Genomic DNA, 19,769 nt, shown 5'->3' with positions numbered 1-19,769 from the left:
CCCACACCCGTTTCGGGAACCTCGGTACAGGCAGGCCGGGGATTCCCTCTTTAACACCGAAGCCTTTGGCTTCACCCCGTTTTGGGAGCCCTGGTACAGGCAGGCCGGGAACTCCCTTCTTTACAACCGGGGCTTGTGCGGCGCAACGCCCATAGCCCCAGCCCGTTTTGGGAACCTTGGTACAGGCAGGCCGGGGATTCCCTCTTTTATTGCTCTTGGAGATGGACCTCCAGCCGCCAGCGGCCGTCGACCTTTTCCCCCTTCCATTCCCCGCGCAACGGCCGAGCCGCCACCAGGTTCAGCAGCAAGCCGCCATCGGTCTTGCGCACGCGCCAGTTCACGTCCTTGTCATTGACCTTGAGTTGCCCTGCGGCGGCCTTGCCCTGCGCGTCGAACAGCAGCGCCACGGTGCCATCGATATGCTCGCCGTGCAGCTTGGGTTCATTGTTGAACCACACCACCACGCCGTCCCTTGCGGTCTCGACCTGTTGCAACTCGGTGGGGTCGGGCGTGGTCAGGCGACCGATCATCAAGCCGATCATCAGCCCCACAATCGCCAAAGAACCCAACACCCTGGGCAATAGCTTCGGCCTTGGGTCGTCTTCAGGGGTAGAATGCAGCGCATCTTTGCCTTCGGAGCCGTGCATGTTTCACGTCATCCTTTTTCAACCAGAAATTCCGCCGAATACCGGCAACGTTATCAGGCTGTGCGCCAACAGTGGCTGCCACCTGCATTTGATCGAGCCTTTGGGCTTTGACATGGACGACAAGCGCCTGCGCCGCGCCGGGCTGGACTACCACGAGTACGCCACGCTCAAGCGCCATGCCGACCTGGCGAGCTGCCTGGAAAGCCTGGGCCACCCGCGGTTGTTCGCGTTCACCACCAAGGGCTCGCGGCCGTTTCATGATGCCAGCTTCGCCGAGGGCGACGCCTTCCTGTTCGGCCCCGAAAGTCGCGGCCTGCCAGCCGAAGTGCTTGACGCACTGCCCGACGGCCATCGGCTGCGTTTGCCGATGCGCGAGGGTTGCCGCAGCTTGAACCTGTCCAACACCGTGGCGGTTGCCGTCTATGAAGGATGGCGCCAACTCGGTTTCAAGTAATACACAAACAAAATGTGGGAGAGGCCTTGTGTGGGAGCTGGCTTGCCTGCGATGCAGTCACCTGGGTGTGTCAGTCACACCGCGGTGATGCTATCGCAGGCAAGCCAGCTCCCACACAAGCCCGCTCCCACATTTTTACCGTGTCGACTTACTGAACGGTCGACGAACCTTCGGTTTGCATGCGCTGCAGCTCTTGCGCGTACAGGGCATCGAAGTTCACCGGAGCCAGCATCAGCGCCGGGAACGAGCCACGGGTGACCAGGCTGTCCAGGGTCTCACGGGCATACGGGAACAGGATGTTCGGGCAGAACGCGCCCAGGGTGTGGCTCATGGACTGCTCGTCCAGGCCCTGGATCAGGAAGATACCGGCCTGTTGCACTTCAGCAATGAACGCCACTTCTTCACCGTTCTTGACGGTAACCGACAGGGTCAGCACGACTTCGTGGAAGTCGCCTTCCAGGGCTTTTTGACGGGTGTTCAGGTCCAGCGCAACGCTTGGGGTCCATTCCTGACGGAAGATGGCCGGGCTTTTCGGCGCTTCGAACGACAGGTCACGCACGTAGATGCGCTGCAGCGAGAACTGTGGGCCTTGGTCTTGCGCAGCGTCGGTGTTCTGTTGGTCAGTCATCGCAGATCCTTGTGATCTTGGGGTCTTTTAGGGATTAGGCGAGCAGCGCATCAAGCTTGCCGGCGCGCTCCAGGGCAAACAGGTCGTCGCAGCCACCGATGTGCCTTGCGCCGATCCAGATCTGCGGCACGGATGTGCGCCCCGCCTTCTGGGCCATTTCGGCGCGCACCTGGGGTTTGCCGTCGACCTTGATCTCTTCGAAGGCAATGCCCTTTTTCTCCAGCAAGGCCTTGGCCCGCATGCAGTAAGGGCACCAATCGCTGGAATACACGACAACCTGGCTCATATCACTTCACCAGCGGCAGGTTATCGGCCTTCCAGCTGCCGATACCGCCGGACAGTTTGGCGGCGGTGAAACCGGTCTTGAGCATTTCGCGGGCATGGGTACCGGCGTGCTGGCCTTGGGCGTCGACCAGAATAATGGTCTTGGCCTTGTATTTTTCCAGCTCGGGCAAGCGCGCGATCAGCTTGTCTTGTGGAATGTTCAGAGCGCCGACGATATGGCCAGCGGCAAAATCCTTAACCGGGCGAATATCCACGACAACGGCCTCATCCTTGTTGACCAGTGCGGTCAGCTCCGACGTGCTCAGGCTGCGGCCACCGCGGCTCATTTCGTGAGCGATCAGCAGCGCCAGCAGGATGACAAAGGCACCCGCGAGCAGGTAGTGGGCAGTGGCAAATGCAATCAGGTGATCAACCATCAAGGAGGTTCCAGGGCGTTAAAATGGCGGTAAGTATACACAGCCGTCCGGGGGGGCCAACCCCCGTAAAGCGGTGACGTGGTCGGAACTTCGCTTTAAACTGCTACTCCCTTTTCAATTGCCTTTCTTTATTAACGCCTCGAGAGGATCTATGACTACTACGCCCAAACCTTTGGTCCTGATAATTCTCGATGGCTTCGGACACAGTGAAAGCCACCACGACAACGCCGTGTACTCGGCCAGCAAGCCGGTACTCGATCGCCTGGCGGCGACCGTACCGAACGGTTTGATCTCCGGTTCCGGCATGGACGTAGGCTTGCCGGACGGCCAGATGGGCAACTCGGAAGTCGGCCACATGAACCTGGGCGCCGGACGAGTGGTATACCAAGACTTCACACGCGTGACCAAATCGATCCGCGATGGCGAGTTTTTCGAGAACCCGGCCATTTGCGCAGCGGTCGATAAAGCTGTTGCCGCCGGCAAAGCCGTGCACTTTATGGGCCTGCTGTCCGACGGCGGCGTCCACAGCCACCAGGACCACCTGGTCGCCATGGCCGAACTGGCCTTCAAGCGCGGCGCCGATAAAATTTACCTGCACGCCTTCCTCGATGGCCGTGACACCCCGCCCAAAAGCGCGCAATCGTCCATCGAACTGCTCGACGCCACCTTTGCCGCCCTCGGCAAAGGCCGCATCGCCAGCTTGGTCGGCCGCTACTTCGCCATGGACCGTGACAACCGCTGGGACCGCGTGGCCCAGGCCTACAACCTGATCGCCGAAGGCCAGGGCGAATTCCACGCCGCCACCGCCCAGCAAGGCCTGGAAGCTGCCTACGCCCGTGGCGAAAGCGATGAATTCGTCAAAGCCACCACCATCGGCGAGCCGGTCAAAGTCGAAGACGGCGACGCGATGGTGTTCATGAACTTCCGCGCCGACCGTGCCCGTGAGTTGAGCCATGTGTTCGTCGACGCCGGTTTCAAAGACTTCGAACGCGCGCGCCAGCCCAAAGCCGAATTCGTGATGCTCACCCAATACGCCGCCAACATTCCGGCCCCGTCGGCGTTTGCGCCGGGCAGCCTGGAAAACGTGCTGGGCGACTACCTGGCGAAAAACGGCAAGACCCAACTGCGCATTGCCGAAACCGAGAAATATGCCCACGTGACCTTCTTCTTCTCCGGTGGCCGTGAAGAACCGTTCCCGGGCGAAGAACGCATCCTGATCCCGTCGCCAAAAGTCGCCACCTACGACTTGCAGCCGGAAATGAGCGCGCCGGAAGTTACCGACAAAATCGTCGACGCCATCGAGCATCAGCGTTACGACGTGATCGTGGTCAACTACGCCAACGGTGACATGGTTGGCCACAGCGGCAACCTGGAAGCGGCGGTGAAGGCCGTGGAATGCCTGGACCTGTGCGTCGGTCGCATTGTTGAGGCGCTGGAAAAAGTCGGCGGCGAAGCGTTGATTACCGCTGACCACGGCAACTGCGAGCAGATGTCCGACGAATCCACCGGCCAGGCGCACACCGCGCACACCACCGAGCCGGTGCCGTTCATCTATGTCGGCAAACGCGATTTTAAAGTGCGCCAAGGCGGCGTGCTGGCAGATGTGGCGCCGACCATGCTGATGCTGATGGGGCTGGAGAAGCCTGCCGAGATGACCGGCACTTCGATTTTGGTCTGATCCCGGCATCACCACAAAACCCGTGTGGGAGCGGGCTTGCCCGCGATAGCATTCTGCCAGTCGACTACACCGTTCACTGATACACCGCTATCGCAGGCAAGCCAGCTCCCACATTTGCATGTGGCGTCCGTGAGATATCTTGCTCTTCCGCCCGAATTGGGCGTTTTTTTTGCCGCGCTTGGCGGGCATACTAGGCCGTCCATTTCCCTGGTGTCGCCCGCCTCTATGCTTCGCGCCTTGATTACCCTTGCTCTTGTCTGCCTGCTCCAACCGGCATTTGCCGATGAGCGCGCACAAACCCAACAACAGTTGGACGCTACGCGTCAGGACATTACCGAGCTGAAGAAACTGCTCGGCAAGCTCCAGGAAGAAAAATCCGGCGTGCAGAAAGACCTGCGCGGCACGGAAACCGAGATGGGCAAGCTGGAGAAGCAGGTCCAGGAGCTACAAAAAGAATTAAAGAAGAGCGAGTCGGAACTGGAGCGACTCGACGCTGAGAAAAAAAAACTCCAGAGCGCACGCGTTGAACAGCAACGCCTGATCGCGATCCAGGCCCGCGCCGCTTACCAAAGCGGCCGCCAGGAATACCTCAAGCTGTTGCTCAACCAGCAGAACCCGGAAAAATTTGCCCGCACCCTGACCTACTACGATTACCTGAGCAAAGCGCGCCTGGCGCAATTGAAGGGGTTTAACGAAACCCTGCGTCAGTTGGCGAACGTGGAGCAGGAAATCACGGACCAGCAGTCACAACTGACTGATCAGAAAATCGCTCTCGACGCTCAGCGCGACCAGCTCGACAAGGTGCGTAAAGAGCGCCAGGTGGCCCTGGCCAAGCTCAATGATGATGTAAAAGCCCGCGACGCCAAGCTGCAAGCCCGCGAGCAAGACCAGGCTGACCTGGGCAAGGTCCTCAAAACCATCGAAGAAACCCTGGCCCGCCAGGCACGTGAGGCCGAAGAAGCGCGGCAAAAAGCGCTGATCGCCCAGCAGGAAGCCGAAAAAAAGCGCCAGCGTGAGGCCGAACTGGCAGCCACTACCGACGCACCAGCCCCTCGTAAACCGGCGCATGCAGCGCCTGGCCCGGTGGTTTCCAGCAGCGGTGAGTCATTCGGCGGCCCTTTTGCTTCAGCCCGCGGAAAACTTCCATGGCCTGTTGATGGTCGACTGCTGGCACGCTTTGGTGAAACCCGTGGTGATGACACCCGCGCCAAGTGGGACGGGGTGATGATCAGCGCCGCCGCCGGCAGCCAGGTGCACGCCGTTCACGGTGGGCGCGTGGTGTTTGCCGATTGGCTGCGCGGTGCCGGTTTGTTGGTGATTCTTGACCACGGTAATGGCTATTTGAGCCTTTACGGCCACAATCAGACTTTACTCAAGTCGGCAGGTGATGTTGTAAAAGCCGGTGAATCCATCTCCACTGTCGGTAACAGTGGTGGCCAGGACACTCCGGCGCTGTACTTCGCTATTCGTCAGCAGGGTCGCCCGAGCGATCCCGCACAATGGTGCCGTTCCCAAGGATAGGGCCGCATCTACATTAGGAGTTCGTTCGACATGCTGCATTTGTCCCGCCTCACTTCGCTGGCCCTGACGATCGCCCTGGTGATCGGCGCGCCTTTGGCTTTCGCCGACCAGGCCGCACCGGTTGCGCCCGCCGCTACAGCCGCGACCACCAAGGCGCCGCTGCCGCTGGACGAGCTGCGCACCTTTGCCGAGGTCATGGACCGGATCAAGGCAGCCTATGTCGAACCCGTAGACGACAAGACCCTGCTGGAAAATGCCATCAAGGGCATGCTCAGCAACCTCGACCCGCACTCCGCCTACCTGGGCCCGGAAGATTTCGCCGAGCTGCAGGAAAGCACCAGCGGTGAGTTCGGCGGCCTGGGCATTGAAGTGGGCTCCGAAGACGGCCAGATTAAAGTGGTCTCGCCGATCGACGACACCCCGGCTTCCAAGGCCGGCATCCAGGCGGGCGACCTGATCGTGAAGATCAACGGCCAGCCGACCCGTGGCCAGACCATGACCGAAGCCGTCGACAAGATGCGCGGCAAGCTCGGCCAGAAAATCACCCTGACCCTGGTACGCGACGGCGGCAACCCGTTTGACGTGACCCTGGCCCGCGCGACCATCACGGTCAAAAGCGTGAAGAGCCAGCTGCTGGAGTCGGGTTACGGCTACATCCGTATCACCCAGTTCCAGGTCAAGACCGGCGACGAGGTGGCCAAGGCCCTGGCCAAGCTGCGCAAAGACAACGGCAAGAAGCTCAACGGCATCGTGCTCGACCTGCGTAACAACCCGGGCGGCGTGCTGCAGGCGGCGGTGGAAGTGGTCGACCACTTCATCACCAAAGGCCTGATCGTTTACACCAAAGGCCGCATCGCCAACTCCGAGTTGCGCTTCTCGGCTACCGGCAACGACCTCAGCGAGGGCGTGCCGTTGGCCGTGTTGATCAACGGCGGCAGCGCCTCGGCCTCGGAAATCGTCGCCGGCGCCCTGCAAGACCAGAAGCGCGGCGTGCTGATGGGCACCACCAGTTTCGGCAAAGGCTCGGTGCAAACCGTGTTGCCGCTGAACAACGAGCGCGCGCTGAAGATCACCACGGCGCTGTACTACACGCCGAATGGTCGCTCGATCCAGGCCCAGGGCATCGTGCCCGACATCGAAGTGCGCAAAGCCAAGATCACCAACGAGATCGACAGCGAGTATTACAAAGAGGCCGACCTGCAAGGTCACCTGGGCAATGGCAACGGCGGCGCCGACGAGCCTACTGGCAGTCGCGCCAAAGCCAAGCCGATGCCGCAGGATGATGACTACCAATTGGCCCAGGCGCTGAGCCTGCTTAAAGGCCTGAGCATCACGCGCGGCCGTTGATATGCGCGTTGCCCTGATCATCGCTGTGTTATGCAGCCTGGCCGGCGTCGCCCACGCGACGCCAGCCAGCGAGCCACGCAAGGCCTACCTCACCCTCATTATCGACGACCTGGGGCAAAACCTGCCCCGGGATCGTCGCGTGCTGGCCCTGCCAGGGCCGGTGACCACGGCGATCATGCCCGACACGCCCCACGCCGCTGAATTCGCTCGCGAAGCGCACAAGGCTGGCAAAGTCGTGATCCTGCACATGCCCATGGACCCGGCCACCGGCCCGTTCGCGTGGCACCCCGAATTGCCCATCGAAGAACTCGGCAAACGCCTCGATGCCGCCTTCAAGGCCGTGCCCTACACCGCCGGCATCAACAACCACATGGGCAGCCGCATGACCGCACAGCCGGAGGCGATGGCCTGGCTCATGGCGGAGCTGCAACGGCGCAACAAGTTCTTTGTGGACAGCCGCACCAGTGCGCAAACCGTCGCCGCCGCCGAGGCTCAGAAGATTGGTTTGGCCCACCTTTCGCGGGATGTGTTCCTCGATGACGAACGCACCGAAGCGGCGATTACCACGCAGCTGCAAACCGCGATCAAACTGGCGCATAAACAGGGTTCGGTGGTGATGATTGGTCACCCCTATCCGCAGACCCTGGCGGTGCTGGACCGCGAATTGCCTAAGCTCAAGGCCCAGGGCATCGACTGGATTGATATCAAGCTGATGATCAGCGTGCGCAGCAATCAGGCGATGGCGGCCCATGGCAAAAACGGCACGTATCTTCCGGCGCATAGATAGATACCGCTCGGCACCGCGCTCGCTGCTCGATAGTTGAGGCTCCAATCAACTGGAGAGTCCTCCATGAAGCCTCTGCAATTCAACGACCTGCTCATCAGCTTCACCAGCGAATTTCTACCTCTGTGGAACGACAAGGGTTCGGGCGCGCACAATTCCGTCGGTCTGTGGCGACCGAGCACGGCATCCGATGCACTGAGCCCGTTTTTTTGCCTGGGCGATATTGCGGTGGGTCACTATCGCAACATCAACCACAGCAAAGTCGTCGCAGTCGTCAGTGATGCGAACAAGGCGGACGGCACGGCATTGCGTGCGCCGCTGGATTATCAACGGGTGTGGCATGACGAAGGCACGGGGGCACGAAGCAATGCCTCCATCTGGCGCCCGCTGCCGCCAGAGGGCTATGTGGCGCTGGGGCTGGTGTACGGCGTGAACTACGAAAAACCCTCGCTTCATGCCGTGCGCTGTGTACGAGAAGATCTGGTGATAGCCTCTCAAGTCGGCGACCTGATCTGGAACGATAGAGGCAGCGGCTCCGCCCACGATTTAAGCGCCTGGTCGATTACCGCTCCCGATGCATCCGCCGGGGAAATCTACCTGGCCCCCGGCACGTTCATCGGCAGTGACAGCTACGCCAAACCAAGCCTCACCGCCTATTCGCTGCGACTGGCGCTGAAAGCGCAGCTCAATGACCTGCCGCGACCGCCCGCCCTCGTCGGGCCTGAAGGCCCAACGCTGGATGAAATCACCCCCACGGTTCAGGTGTGCGAGCTGCCGTGGTTCTGTGTAAGAGACCCGGAACTGGCTCCGGTCGATCAGTTTCAGACCTCGCCCATCTATCGACTTGAACGCGCGGACCGCCACCTGTTCGCAGGCTTCGGGCGTAACACTGAAGCGACCAGTCAGCCGGTCATGTGGACGGCCACCAAAGGCGAAATCGGCGCACATGCACGGGCTCTGGCCGCTAACACCTGCATCGATCTGTGCAAGGAGTGGCCGGCGTACGCACAGGCTTTCGAGTTGAATTTTTCAGCGCATCTGGATCGCGACTTCACCCATACGCAACGCTCGGCAAAAGGCTGGAGCCAGGCCTCGCCACTGGAAATCATCACGTATGTTCCGCCCAAGAAAGCCGTGGCGGCTTACCTTCTGCACAGCGAATACCGCCTGCTGCGCCAGGATGGCAGCCAGGTCTCAAGCACGGTCAGCTACACCAATGGCGATCACGTGTACATGAGCGAGTCCGCCGATGCAGAGCCGCTGCCGGGTGAGGCGCCTGCCGTGGAAGCGCCTCAATTGCAGCCGGCGGAACCGCCTCAAGCGACCCCTGAGCTAGAGGTAACGGGCCATGATTTGATCGACAACACCGTCATTGCGTAACCCGTCGAGCGCCGCCTGAAGCTTTGCGACCACGGCGTCCGGCACGTCTTTGTTCAGCGCCAGATACAGCTGGGCACTGTTAAAGCGCAACACGGTTTTGAGTTGGGTCACCCCGACCTGACGGGCCAGATAACGGCCCGCCGGGTCGCCGGTGGCCCACAGGTCGATCTGGCCCTCCACCAGTTTTTGCGCGTTGTCCTGGTCACGCAGCGCAACGATCGGGTTGAGCCCCTCCTTCTCCAGGGTCTCGGCAATCGCATCACCTTTATAGGCGCCGATCTTGTAGCGACGGGCGTGCTCAAGGTCAGCCAGCTCGATCTTGCTGTCAGCCTTGGCCAGCATCACCCAATCATCCGGGCCGATAGGGCCGACCCATTTGAACAGTGCTTCGCGATCCGGCAGGCGCGCCATCACGAATACGCCGTAACCGGGTTTTTCCAGGGCGAGTTTGTAGATTCGTTCCCAGGGAAAACGCAGGGTCAGGTTGTAGGAGATGCCGGCACGCTTGAAGGTCTCGCGCACGATGTCCACGGCGATGCCTTCGATGTTCTCTTCTTTGGCGAAGTTCTTGCCGTTTTTCGCCATGTTGTAGGGCGGGAAGTTTTCCGTCAGCAACACCAGTGAGGCGTCAGACGGTTCTTCGGCATGGGCCGAGCCTGCCAACAAAAGGGAAGTACTGGCGAGCGCGAGCAGCAGGTGTTTGAACATGAAAGTTACCGAAATCCATGGCAAGCGCAGAGAGTGCCGCGCGCCTGCCATGGTGTCCAGCAGCGTTTAGCGAACGACAATACCGCGCGCCGCCATGTACGCCTTGGCTTCGGGAACGGTGTATTCGCCAAAGTGGAAAATACTCGCCGCCAGCACTGCGCTGGCGTGGCCTTCGGTCACGCCGTCGGCCAAGTGCTGCAGGTTGCCGACGCCGCCGGAGGCGATCACCGGAATGCCCAATGCATCGCTGATAGCGCGGGTTACGCCCAGGTCAAAGCCGTTTTTCATGCCGTCCTGGTCCATGCTGGTCAGCAGGATTTCACCGGCGCCCAGCGCTTCCATCTTCATCGCCCACTCCACCGCGTCCAGGCCGGTCGGCTTGCGACCGCCATGGGTGAAGATCTCCCAGCGCGGGGTTTCGCCCGGGCCGGAGACTTTCTTCGCGTCGATGGCGACCACGATGCATTGCGAGCCGAAGTGCTGCGCGGCTTCACCGACGAACTCAGGGTTGAACACGGCGGCGGTGTTGATCGAGACCTTGTCCGCACCGGCATTGAGCAGGTTGCGGATGTCTTGCACGGTGCGCACGCCACCGCCCACGGTCAGCGGGATAAACACCTGGCTGGCCATGCGCTCCACGGTATGCAGCGTGGTGTCGCGGCCGTCGACGCTGGCGGTGATGTCGAGAAAGGTAATCTCGTCGGCACCTTGCTCATCGTAGCGACGGGCGATTTCCACCGGGTCGCCGGCGTCGCGGATGTTCTCGAACTTGACGCCCTTGACCACGCGACCGTTGTCGACGTCCAGGCAAGGGATGATGCGTTTGGCCAGCGCCATGGTCAGTCCTCAGCCGTTGTAGGCATCGCAGTAAGCCTGGGCTTCGGCGACGTCCAGGGTACCTTCGTAAATCGCACGGCCGGTGATGGCGCCGATGATGCCGGGGGCCTTGGCGTCCAGCAGCGACTTGATGTCGCCCAGGTTGTGAATGCCGCCGGAGGCGATCACCGGAATCTTCGTGGCCGCCGCCAGTGCTGCGGTGAACGGCACGTTGCAGCCCTGCATCATGCCGTCTTTGGCGATGTCGGTATAAACGATGGCGGACACGCCGTCGGCCTCGAATTGTTTGGCCAGGTCGATCACCTGGATGGTGCTGATTTCAGCCCAGCCGTCAGTGGCGACGAAGCCGTCTTTGGCGTCCAGGCCCACGATCACTTTGCCGGGAAACGCGCGGCAGGCTTCAGCAACGAACGCCGGGTCTTTCACGGCCTTGGTGCCGATGATCACGTAGCTCACGCCAGCCTTGACGTAATGCTCGATGGTTTCCAGGGAGCGAATACCGCCGCCGATCTGGATCGGCAGGTTCGGGTAGCGCTTGGCGATTGCGGTGACCACTTCACCGTTGACTGGCTGGCCTTCGAAGGCGCCGTTCAAGTCCACCAGATGCAGACGACGGCAGCCCCCTTCTACCCATTTGGCAGCCATGCTCACCGGGTCATCGGAGAACACGGTGGAATCTTCCATGCGGCCTTGGCGCAGGCGTACACACGCGCCGTCCTTGAGATCGATAGCGGGGATAATCAGCATCTGGCAAACCTTATTCGATAGTCAGCAATGCTTGGGAAATCAGGGTTTCTCAAGCGACCACAAGTCGCTTTCGATGCTTTCGAACCTTTCTTTAAGGAGCGTCTGCGTGTCGAAAATCGCCTTGTTGTAATAGTGCGGCGCAACTTCGGTGGTAAACAGCTCAAGAATCTCGGCGACTTCGAACGAACCCAGCGTGAGCTCGAAACGGTCCTCCATGAAGCGCTGAATCTTGAGGGTAGCCTCACTCTCCTGTTCAGGCGTGAGCTTCAAGACCGGCACCTTCGGCTTCCTGGCCACTTACCAGCGACCATCCCAGGCGGCGAAGTTCTGCAGCAACTGCAGGCCGTGGGTATGGCTCTTCTCCGGGTGGAACTGCACGGCAAAGCGCGAACCTTCGGCCAGCGCTGCGGCGAAATCGACGCCGTAATGCCCGCCACCGACCACCTGGCCCGGTTTACCGGCGGCGATGTAGTAGCTGTGCACGAAGTAGAAACGCGCCATGTCCGGCACGTCGTGCCACAGCGGGTGATCCACGGTTTGGCGCACTTCGTTCCAGCCCATGTGCGGGACTTTCAGGTGTTCGCCGTCTTCGTGCAGGTCTTTGCCGAAGAACTTCACCTGGCCCGGAAACAGGCCGATGCAGTCCACACCTTCGTTCTCTTCACTGCTGTCGAGCAAGGCTTGCATGCCCACGCAGATGCCGAGAAACGGGCGGTCCTGGCTGACTTCGCGCACCAGGCTGTCAAAGCCCAGGCGGCGGATCTCGGCCATGCAATCGCGAATCGCGCCGACTCCCGGAAACACCACCCGGTCAGCTTCGCGAATCACGTTGGCATCGCTGGTGATCAGCACCTTGCCGGCACCTACGTGCTCGAGGGCCTTGGCCACCGAGTGCAGGTTACCCATGCCGTAATCGATAACCGCGACCGTCTGCATTACAGAACGCCCTTGGTCGACGGCATTTGCCCGGCCATGCGCTCATCCAGCTCCACGGCCATGCGCAGCGCACGGCCGAAAGCCTTGAACACGGTTTCGATCTGGTGGTGGGTGTTGGTGCCGCGCAGGTTGTCGATGTGCAGGCTGACGAGTGCGTGGTTGACGAAACCCTGGAAGAATTCCTGGAACAGGTCGACGTCAAAGCCGCCCACGGTGGCGCGGGTGTAGGGCACGTGCATCTGCAGGCCTGGGCGGCCAGAGAAGTCGATGACTACGCGCGACAGCGCTTCGTCCAGCGGGACATAGGCGTGGCCGTAGCGACGGATGCCTTTTTTGTCGCCGATGGCCTTGGCAAATGCCTGGCCGAGGGTGATGCCTACGTCTTCCACCGTGTGGTGGTCGTCGATATGCAGGTCGCCCTTGCTGACGATATCCAGGTCGATCAGCCCGTGACGGGCGATCTGGTCCAGCATGTGCTCAAGAAAAGGTACGCCGATATCAAATCGGGCCTTTCCGGTGCCATCCAGGTTGATCGAGACTTTGATCTGGGTTTCCAGAGTGTCGCGCTCGACGGATACCTTACGTTCGGCCATCACCAGCTCCGCAAAATCATTGGGCGAAAAAGGCAACCATTATAGGGGCGCGGGCGCTAAACAGAAACATCGGAGGGGATAAGACTGATGGAGTGTCGGGGATAGACATGTGCATACAAGCAGGTGCTCCAGAATGGAGCAGCCCACTGGAATCTTAAGACAGGTGAAGATCAAGTGTGGGAGCTGGCTTGCCTTCGATGCAGGCAACTCGGTCATTCAGCCAGACCGAGGTGATGCTATCGCGGGCAAGCCCGCTCACACAGGGGTTACGCGGTGTTAGTGGAACAGTACTGCGGTTTTTTGCAGGGTCACCCACACACCCCACGCCAACGGAATACCCACCACCAGCCAGGCAGCGATGGCCATTGGCACAGTGCCGGACGCCGCTTTCCACTCAAGCGAGGTGGAAGCGTCAGCGCCCTTGTCATGGCCCAGCGCTTGTTCGGCAGCCAGTTCGGCGTCGGTCATGAAGTACTTGTCGGCCACCGGGCGCACCAGCAGGTTGCAGATGAAACCCAGCACCAGCAGGCCAGCGAGGATGTACAAGGTGATGTCGTAGGCCGCCGCGCGTTCAACGCCGATGCTCAGCTGATATTCACGCAGGTAGTTCACCAACACCGGGCCCAGCACGCCGGCTGCGGCCCAGGCGGTCAACAGGCGACCGTGGATCGCGCCGACCATCTGCGTACCGAACAGGTCGGCCAGGTAGGCCGGAACCGTCGCAAAACCACCGCCGTACATCGATAGGATGATGCAGAACGCCGCCACAAACAGCGCCACGTTGCCCAGGTGACCCAGGTTCGGGATCAGCGCGTACAGGGCAAAGCCCAGGGCGAAGAACACGAAGTAGGTATTTTTGCGGCCCAGGTAGTCGGAGAACGACGCCCAGAAGAAGCGGCCACCAATGTTGAACAGGCTCAACAGCCCCGTGAAGCCCGCCGCGATTGCCGCGATGGACGCCAATTGGCCCGCATCCAGCTGACCAAACGTCAGGCCGTTACCCAGCAACTTGCCACCGAATACTTCCTGCAACAGCGGCGAAGCCATGCCGAGGATGCCGATACCGGCGGAAACGTTCAGGCACAACACCAGCCATACCAGGCGGAATTGCGGGGTTTTCCAGGCCACGTTCACGTGCACGTGACGGTGAGTGATCATCGCGTTGCTGGCTTTTTTCGCCGGGGCAGTCCAGCCCTCAGGCTTCCAGCCAGTCGGCGGAACGCGGTACGACAGTGCGCCGCCGATCATGAACACGAAGTAGATCACGGCCATGACCGCGAAGCTCTGCCACACGCCCACGCTGGTCGGCGAAGCAAAGTGGCCCATCAAGGCAGCAGCCAGTGGAGCACCTACCATCGCGCCGCCGCCAAAGCCCATGATCGCCATGCCAGTGGCCATGCCGCGCTTGTCCGGGAACCACTTGATCAGCGTCGACACCGGCGAGATATAGCCCAGGCCCAGGCCGATACCGCCGATCACGCCGGAGCCGATCCACATCAGCCAGATTTGGTGGGTGTACACACCCAACGCCGAGATCAACAGGCCGCCACACCAGCACAGCGCCGATACAACGCCAGCCTTACGCGGCCCGGCATGTTCCAGCCAGCCGCCCCAGATCGCTGCCGAGCAGCCCAGGAAGATGAAAAACAGGGTGTAGATCCAGCCCAGCATGGAGATGGGCCAGTCGCACTGGGACGAAAAGACTTGGGCGATGAAACTCATGTCCGGCGCGCAGGCGACCGGCGCGGTGATACCCAACGCTTTGGAGAGTGGCAGCCAGAACACCGAGAAACCGTAGGCCATGCCGATGCACAGGTGAATGGCCAGGGCGGCCGGTGGAACCAGCCAGCGGTTGAACCCCGGCTTGGCGATAATGCGCTCCTTGGACAGGAACGCAGGCTGTGCGGCAGTGGAACCTGCCACAGTGCTAGTGCTCATTGGTGTTTCCCCCAGTTATTAGTATGTGCCCGTCAGGCGCTCTCTCCCTCGGCCTTGCACGCAAAGCGTGGCCGTTGTTGTTGAGTAAAGCTCCATTTAAACGCGACGTTGTGTCGCAGACGACAGACGAACCTGCGCAGATTAGCACCTGTGAGTGACAGAAAAACCAAACTGATATCACCTTTTTCATGTCACCTGATTTGTTTGACGTCAAATTCCCGTTTTGCCGGCGGTGGATACAATGTAACGATGGAGGAACTGACGCAGGCCACCTGGCGTTATACTCTGCGGCTAATTTTTGAAATCGACATACAAGGACTCGCCCATGAAAGCGTTCGGCAAAATCCTGGGTCTGGTACTTCTCGGGCTGTTGCTGATCATTGTGGCCCTGGGCTTTGCCCTGACCCACCTCTTCGATCCCAACGATTACAAAGACGAGATTCGCCAGATTGCCCGCGACAAGGCCCACATCGAGCTGACGCTCAATGGCGATATCGGCTGGAGCCTGTTCCCCTGGCTGGGCCTTGAGTTGCATGAAGCCAGCGTGGCGACCATGACCAACCCGACCCAACCGTTCGCCGACCTGCAGATGATTGGCCTGTCGGTGCGCGTGCTGCCACTGCTGCGCCGCGAAGTGCAGATGAGCGATGTTCGCGTGGAAGGCCTGAACCTGCGCCTCAACCGCGACAAGCAGGGCCATGGCAATTGGGAAGACATCGGCAAGAACGTGACCGAAACGACAGCTAACGCGCCTGTTCCCGGAACCGTGCAACCGCCTGCCGAGCCCGAGCCGGAAAAACCGCCAAAGCCGATTCGCCTGGACATCGACAGCCTGACCATCAACAACGCCCGCGTTGAATACAACGATGAGCTGACCGGCAAGCAGTACAGCGCCGAAAGCATCCAGCTGAGCGCCGGCGCGGTCCACGAAGGCGCGAGCATTCCGCTGAAACTCACCGCATTTTTGGGCAGCAACCAGCCGCTGATGCGCGTCAAGACCGAGCTTAACGGCAACCTGCGCATTCAGCGTGCACTCAAGCGCTACCAGTTCGAAGACATGAAGCTCAGCGGCGAAGCCACGGGCGAGCCACTGCAAGGCAAGACCGTCACCTTCTCCACCCAGGGCCAACTGCTGGTGGACCTGGCGGCGAACATCGCCGAATGGACCAACATCAAGCTGTCTGCCAACCAACTGCGCGCCTTGGGCGAAGTGAAGGTCAGCGACCTGAGCAAAGCCCCGCAACTGAGCGGCGCCTTGTCCATCGCTCAGTTTGACCTGGCCAAGTTCCTCGACAGCATCGGCCACCCGCTGCCGCCAATGGCCGCAGGCAGCCTGAGCAAAGTCGAACTGGTCAGCCGCCTCAAGGGCACCTCGACCAGTGCAGCCCTGGAAGACCTCAACCTGAAGCTCGACGGCAGCACCTTCACCGGTCGCGTTGCCGTGGATGATTTCGCCAGGCAATCCCTGCGCGTGCAGCTCAAGGCCGACACGTTCAACGCTGACAATTACCTGCCAGCCAAGTCCGAGTCCGCCAAAGGCGCAGCCGCTGCGCGCCAGATCGAAGTTCAGAACAGCGAGATGGGCGCCATCGCCGCCGGTGGCACCACACCACTGCCGGATGCGCCGACCAAAGCCGCGTGGAGCAGCGACAAACTGCTGCCGTTGACCCGCCTGCGCACGCTCGATGTGGACGCTGACCTGGCGTTCGGTCAACTGACCCTGAGCAAATTGCCGATCCAGAACGCGGCACTCAAAGCCTCCGGCATCGACGGCCAACTCAAGCTCGACACCCTTAGTGGCGGCCTCTACAACGGCACCTTCCAGGCCAACGGTACCCTTGATGTGCGCCAGGACATTCCGCTGCTGGCGCTGCAAACCCACATCAAGCAAGTGCCGGTTGAACGCATCCTGCAAGCCCAGGGGCAAACCCCGCCGGTGAAAGGCCAGATCACCCTGGACAGCAACCTCAGCGGCCGTGGCAACAGCCAAAAAGCGCTGATCGACAGCCTCAACGGCACCGCCAGCGTTGTGATCAACAACGGCGTGCTGCTCAATGCCAACCTGGAACAGCAACTGTGCACCGGCATCGCGTTGCTCAACCGCAAAACCCTGAGCAGTACGCCACAGGGCAAGGACACGCCGTTCCAGGAACTGCGCGGCAACCTGACCTTCCGTAACGGCGTGGCGAGCAACCCGGACCTGAAAGTGCGAATTCCTGGCCTGACGGTAAACGGCGACGGTGACATTGACCTGCGCGTGCTGGGCATGGACTACCGCGTGGGCATCATCGTCGAAGGTGACCAGCGCGACGTGCCGGACCCGGCCTGTCAGGTAGGCGCCAACTTCCAGGGCATCGAAGTGCCGCTGCGTTGCCGTGGCCCGCTGGAGCTGGGCGCCAAGGCCTGCCGCCTGGACAAGGACGGCTTGACCCAGGTGGCCGTCAAAGCGGCCGGCAACAAGTTCAGCGAGAAGCTGGAAGAGAAGCTCGACAAGGTCAACCCACAGCTCAAAGATGCTTTGAAAGGCCTGTTCAAACGATGAGAGACGAGCAGTTTTCGCAGGCGGTGCTGGACTGGTACGACCGCCACGGTCGCCATGACCTGCCCTGGCAACAGGGCATCACGCCTTACCGGGTGTGGGTCTCGGAGATCATGCTGCAACAAACCCAGGTCAGCACCGTGCTGAACTATTTCGACCGTTTCATGGCGTCTCTGCCGACGGTCGAAGCCCTGGCCGCCGCGCCGGAAGATGAAGTGCTGCACCTGTGGACCGGCCTGGGTTACTACACCCGCGCGCGCAACCTGCAGAAGACCGCAAAAATTGTGGTCGCCGACTACGGCGGCGAGTTTCCCAAGGATGTGGAAAAGCTCACTGAGCTGCCGGGCATCGGCCTGTCCACCGCCGGTGCGATCGCCAGCCTGAGCATGGGCCTGCGCGCGCCGATCCTCGACGGCAACGTCAAGCGCGTGCTGGCGCGTTTTACTGCGCAAGAGGGCTACCCTGGCGAGCCGAAAGTGGCCAAGCAGCTGTGGGCCACCGCAGAGCGCTTCACGCCGCAGACCCGCGTCAACGCCTACACCCAAGCGATGATGGACATGGGCGCCACACTCTGCACGCGCAGCAAGCCCAGCTGCCTGCTCTGCCCGCTGAAAAAAGGCTGCGAAGCCCACATGCTCGGCCTGGAGACGCGCTACCCGATCCCCAAGCCGCGCAAGACCATTCCGCAAAAGCGCACGCTGATGCCGATGCTGGCAAATGCCGAAGGCGCGATTCTGCTTTATCGGCGCCCCTCAACGGGCCTGTGGGGCGGCCTGTGGAGTTTGCCGGAGCTGGACGACCTGCAAGACCTCGAACACCTCGCCCACCAGCACGCGCTGGAACTGGGCAAACACCACGAACTGCCGGGGCTGATTCACACTTTCAGCCACTTCCAGCTGGCCATCGAGCCGTGGCTGGTGCAGGTCGAGGAATCCGCCCATCACGTGGCCGAGGCCGACTGGCTCTGGTATAACCTCGCCACCCCGCCGCGCCTGGGCCTTGCCGCCCCGGTCAAGAAGCTGCTGAAGCGCGCGGCCGACGTATTGAACGCAGGAGAGTTGTCATGACCCGCACCATCATGTGCCGCAAGTACAAAGAAGAATTACCGGGCCTGGAACGCCCTCCGTACCCGGGCGCCAAAGGTCAGGATGTGTTTGATAACGTCTCGGCCCAGGCCTGGGCTGACTGGATGAAACACCAGACCCTGCTGATCAACGAAAAACGCCTGAACATGATGAACGCCGAAGATCGCAAATACCTGGCGGGCGAGATGGACAAGTTCTTTTCCGGCGGGGATTACGACAAAGCTGACGGTTACGTGCCACCTGCTCAATAAGTGATCAAAAACCGGGGTCGGCACGTAAGCGACGGTAATAATTAAATATTTTTTGAAAACTTGCTTGACGACCCCCTGAAAAACCAGTTTAATGCGCCCCGTTGCCCAGATAGCTCAGTCGGTAGAGCAGGGGATTGAAAATCCCCGTGTCGGCGGTTCGATTCCGTCTCTGGGCACCACTCATTAGTTTCAGGTGGTGCAAGCATCATCTGAAACACACAAGAAACCCGCCAAGTGCGGGTTTTTTGTTGCCTGCGATTTGTTGCTCGTTGAATACCACCGCCTATGCCGCCGAGTGATGGCATCGTGATATGATCCAGAATATGCCAAGGCCGGCGAGTCACACGATGCGGATGCATCCCCTCCTGTAACCGTCAGCCATTGCATATCCATTCGCGAAGGCAAAACGACGGACTTAGACCTCCCCGTGCTTCCCCCTTCAAAAAGCTGCAGCCCTTCGCGAACCAACCCTGAAGCCTGTCGACGCCATACACACGGAAGAGTTATGTCCACCATCAACGAATTAAAAGACAAAATCGACACCAAGACCCTCAACATGGTGTTGCTGGCAGCCGCCACGGCGGGCCTGTACCTCTTTCTCTGGGTGTACAGAAGCAACCTGATCCTCAGCGAAACCACAAAAAAACAGGTGGTAGACAACACCTACATCATCTGGCTCGCGGTGTGTCTTGGCCTGGGTGGCGCGCTCTCCGGGACGGATAACGTGTTGCAAAATACCATTGCGATGATTCTGCTCATCGCCTCCAACGTCATGTACATCGTGTGGGCCTTCAAGGCTAAAAGCGCACTGTCTGAATACGCCCTCAGCGAACATAAAATCGATCTGCGGATGAACGCGTTCTACACCTTCTTCCTGAATATTTTCTACATCAACTACTGCGTCAACGACCTGCCGGAAGAACAGCGAAAGCAAAATATTCTGCGCGGTCACACCCAACAGGCCTAAGACTTCACAGGGCGCAGGTCTGCGCCCT

The 19,769-nt window shown here is 60.6% G+C and carries 21 protein-coding genes and 1 tRNA gene; 11 read left to right on the top strand and 11 right to left on the bottom strand.

Features of this window, described 5'->3' with window-relative positions; all coding sequences use genetic code 11:
* Window positions 1–206 precede the first annotated feature (206 nt).
* Window positions 207–647, bottom strand: coding sequence for a hypothetical protein (locus ACP7A2_RS06555; protein ID WP_426133558.1), 441 nt, complete (start codon window positions 645–647; stop codon window positions 207–209).
* Between ACP7A2_RS06555 and ACP7A2_RS06550 the strand changes: the two genes are divergently transcribed.
* Window positions 646–1,101: a tRNA (cytidine(34)-2'-O)-methyltransferase gene (locus ACP7A2_RS06550; protein WP_003171120.1), complete on the top strand. Its 456-nt coding sequence runs from the start codon at window positions 646–648 to the stop codon at window positions 1,099–1,101. The genes ACP7A2_RS06555 and ACP7A2_RS06550 overlap by 2 nt on opposite strands.
* Before the next feature lie 148 nt (window positions 1,102–1,249).
* On the opposite strand, the gene secB is transcribed toward ACP7A2_RS06550, so the two are convergent.
* Genes secB through ACP7A2_RS06535 form a run of 3 tightly spaced genes read right to left on the bottom strand, consistent with a single transcriptional unit; the run spans window position 1,250 to window position 2,430 of the window.
* Complete coding sequence (gene secB, locus ACP7A2_RS06545; protein WP_348054851.1) at window positions 1,250–1,729, bottom strand: protein-export chaperone SecB; 480 nt, start codon at window positions 1,727–1,729, stop codon at window positions 1,250–1,252.
* A gap of 34 nt (window positions 1,730–1,763) precedes the next feature.
* On the bottom strand, window positions 1,764–2,015 hold the full coding sequence (gene grxC / locus ACP7A2_RS06540) for a glutaredoxin 3 (protein WP_078740247.1): 252 nt from the start codon (window positions 2,013–2,015) through the stop codon (window positions 1,764–1,766).
* A gap of 1 nt (window position 2,016) precedes the next feature.
* A complete protein-coding gene (locus ACP7A2_RS06535) occupies window positions 2,017–2,430 on the bottom strand; it encodes a rhodanese-like domain-containing protein (protein WP_348054853.1) in 414 nt (137 codons plus the stop codon).
* Between the two features lie 151 nt (window positions 2,431–2,581).
* Between ACP7A2_RS06535 and gpmI the strand changes: the two genes are divergently transcribed.
* The 5 genes from gpmI (at window position 2,582) to ACP7A2_RS06510 (ending at window position 9,140) form a co-directional block, all read left to right on the top strand.
* Window positions 2,582–4,108 (top strand): 2,3-bisphosphoglycerate-independent phosphoglycerate mutase, encoded by a 1,527-nt coding sequence (gpmI, locus tag ACP7A2_RS06530; protein WP_426133557.1) that lies wholly within the window; start codon window positions 2,582–2,584, stop codon window positions 4,106–4,108.
* Between the two features lie 225 nt (window positions 4,109–4,333).
* A complete protein-coding gene (locus tag ACP7A2_RS06525) occupies window positions 4,334–5,629 on the top strand; it encodes a murein hydrolase activator EnvC family protein (protein ID WP_426133556.1) in 1,296 nt (431 codons plus the stop codon).
* A 30-nt stretch (window positions 5,630–5,659) separates the two neighbouring features.
* Window positions 5,660–6,976: a S41 family peptidase gene (locus tag ACP7A2_RS06520; protein ID WP_426133555.1), complete on the top strand. Its 1,317-nt coding sequence runs from the start codon at window positions 5,660–5,662 to the stop codon at window positions 6,974–6,976.
* A 1-nt stretch (window position 6,977) separates the two neighbouring features.
* Window positions 6,978–7,763 carry a divergent polysaccharide deacetylase family protein gene (locus tag ACP7A2_RS06515; protein WP_426133554.1) on the top strand — a complete coding sequence of 262 codons (786 nt, stop codon included), beginning with the start codon at window positions 6,978–6,980 and terminating at the stop codon, window positions 7,761–7,763.
* 63 nt (window positions 7,764–7,826) lie between these two features.
* Window positions 7,827–9,140 carry a Vps62-related protein gene (locus ACP7A2_RS06510; RefSeq protein WP_426133553.1) on the top strand — a complete coding sequence of 438 codons (1,314 nt, stop codon included), beginning with the start codon at window positions 7,827–7,829 and terminating at the stop codon, window positions 9,138–9,140.
* Here ACP7A2_RS06510 and ACP7A2_RS06505 read toward each other — a convergent pair.
* From ACP7A2_RS06505 to ACP7A2_RS06475, 7 genes are all read right to left on the bottom strand, one after another.
* On the bottom strand, window positions 9,093–9,848 hold the full coding sequence (locus ACP7A2_RS06505; RefSeq protein ID WP_426133552.1) for a substrate-binding periplasmic protein: 756 nt from the start codon (window positions 9,846–9,848) through the stop codon (window positions 9,093–9,095). The two genes, ACP7A2_RS06510 and ACP7A2_RS06505, sit on opposite strands and share 48 nt — an antisense overlap.
* A gap of 66 nt (window positions 9,849–9,914) precedes the next feature.
* Window positions 9,915–10,685: an imidazole glycerol phosphate synthase subunit HisF gene (gene hisF, locus ACP7A2_RS06500; protein WP_236414373.1), complete on the bottom strand. Its 771-nt coding sequence runs from the start codon at window positions 10,683–10,685 to the stop codon at window positions 9,915–9,917.
* 9 nt (window positions 10,686–10,694) lie between these two features.
* Entirely contained in the window at window positions 10,695–11,432 is a 738-nt protein-coding gene (gene hisA / locus ACP7A2_RS06495; protein WP_029295899.1) for a 1-(5-phosphoribosyl)-5-[(5-phosphoribosylamino)methylideneamino]imidazole-4-carboxamide isomerase, read from the bottom strand.
* Window positions 11,433–11,471: 39 nt separating this feature from the next.
* Window positions 11,472–11,729: a DUF2164 domain-containing protein gene (locus tag ACP7A2_RS06490; RefSeq protein ID WP_426133551.1), complete on the bottom strand. Its 258-nt coding sequence runs from the start codon at window positions 11,727–11,729 to the stop codon at window positions 11,472–11,474.
* Window positions 11,730–12,368 carry an imidazole glycerol phosphate synthase subunit HisH gene (gene hisH, locus ACP7A2_RS06485; RefSeq protein WP_375066832.1) on the bottom strand — a complete coding sequence of 213 codons (639 nt, stop codon included), beginning with the start codon at window positions 12,366–12,368 and terminating at the stop codon, window positions 11,730–11,732.
* Complete coding sequence (gene hisB, locus ACP7A2_RS06480) at window positions 12,368–12,961, bottom strand: imidazoleglycerol-phosphate dehydratase HisB (protein ID WP_375066831.1); 594 nt, start codon at window positions 12,959–12,961, stop codon at window positions 12,368–12,370. Before hisB ends, hisH begins: the two co-directional genes overlap by 1 nt.
* A 276-nt stretch (window positions 12,962–13,237) precedes the next feature.
* The gene (locus tag ACP7A2_RS06475) at window positions 13,238–14,899 is read right to left on the bottom strand and encodes an OFA family MFS transporter (RefSeq protein WP_078740235.1); all 1,662 of its coding nucleotides are present in this window, start codon (window positions 14,897–14,899) and stop codon (window positions 13,238–13,240) included.
* A 325-nt stretch (window positions 14,900–15,224) separates the two neighbouring features.
* Here ACP7A2_RS06475 and ACP7A2_RS06470 point away from each other — a divergent pair, with 325 nt between their 5' ends.
* From ACP7A2_RS06470 to ACP7A2_RS06450, 5 genes are all read left to right on the top strand, one after another.
* A complete protein-coding gene (locus tag ACP7A2_RS06470) occupies window positions 15,225–17,441 on the top strand; it encodes an AsmA family protein (protein ID WP_426133550.1) in 2,217 nt (738 codons plus the stop codon).
* Window positions 17,438–18,505 carry an A/G-specific adenine glycosylase gene (gene mutY, locus ACP7A2_RS06465; RefSeq protein ID WP_426133549.1) on the top strand — a complete coding sequence of 356 codons (1,068 nt, stop codon included), beginning with the start codon at window positions 17,438–17,440 and terminating at the stop codon, window positions 18,503–18,505. The genes ACP7A2_RS06470 and mutY overlap by 4 nt, the downstream gene beginning before the upstream one ends.
* Window positions 18,502–18,774 carry an oxidative damage protection protein gene (locus tag ACP7A2_RS06460; RefSeq protein ID WP_426133548.1) on the top strand — a complete coding sequence of 91 codons (273 nt, stop codon included), beginning with the start codon at window positions 18,502–18,504 and terminating at the stop codon, window positions 18,772–18,774. Before mutY ends, ACP7A2_RS06460 begins: the two co-directional genes overlap by 4 nt.
* A 103-nt stretch (window positions 18,775–18,877) precedes the next feature.
* Window positions 18,878–18,953, top strand: a tRNA-Phe gene (locus ACP7A2_RS06455).
* 326 nt (window positions 18,954–19,279) lie between these two features.
* Entirely contained in the window at window positions 19,280–19,741 is a 462-nt protein-coding gene (locus ACP7A2_RS06450; protein WP_375066826.1) for a hypothetical protein, read from the top strand.
* Window positions 19,742–19,769 lie beyond the last annotated feature (28 nt).

The sequence above is a fragment of the Pseudomonas sp. PWP3-1b2 genome, from assembly GCF_049896045.1.
Taxonomy (GTDB): domain Bacteria; phylum Pseudomonadota; class Gammaproteobacteria; order Pseudomonadales; family Pseudomonadaceae; genus Aquipseudomonas; species Aquipseudomonas antarctica_B.
This window is presented reverse-complemented; position numbering and strand designations above follow the sequence as displayed.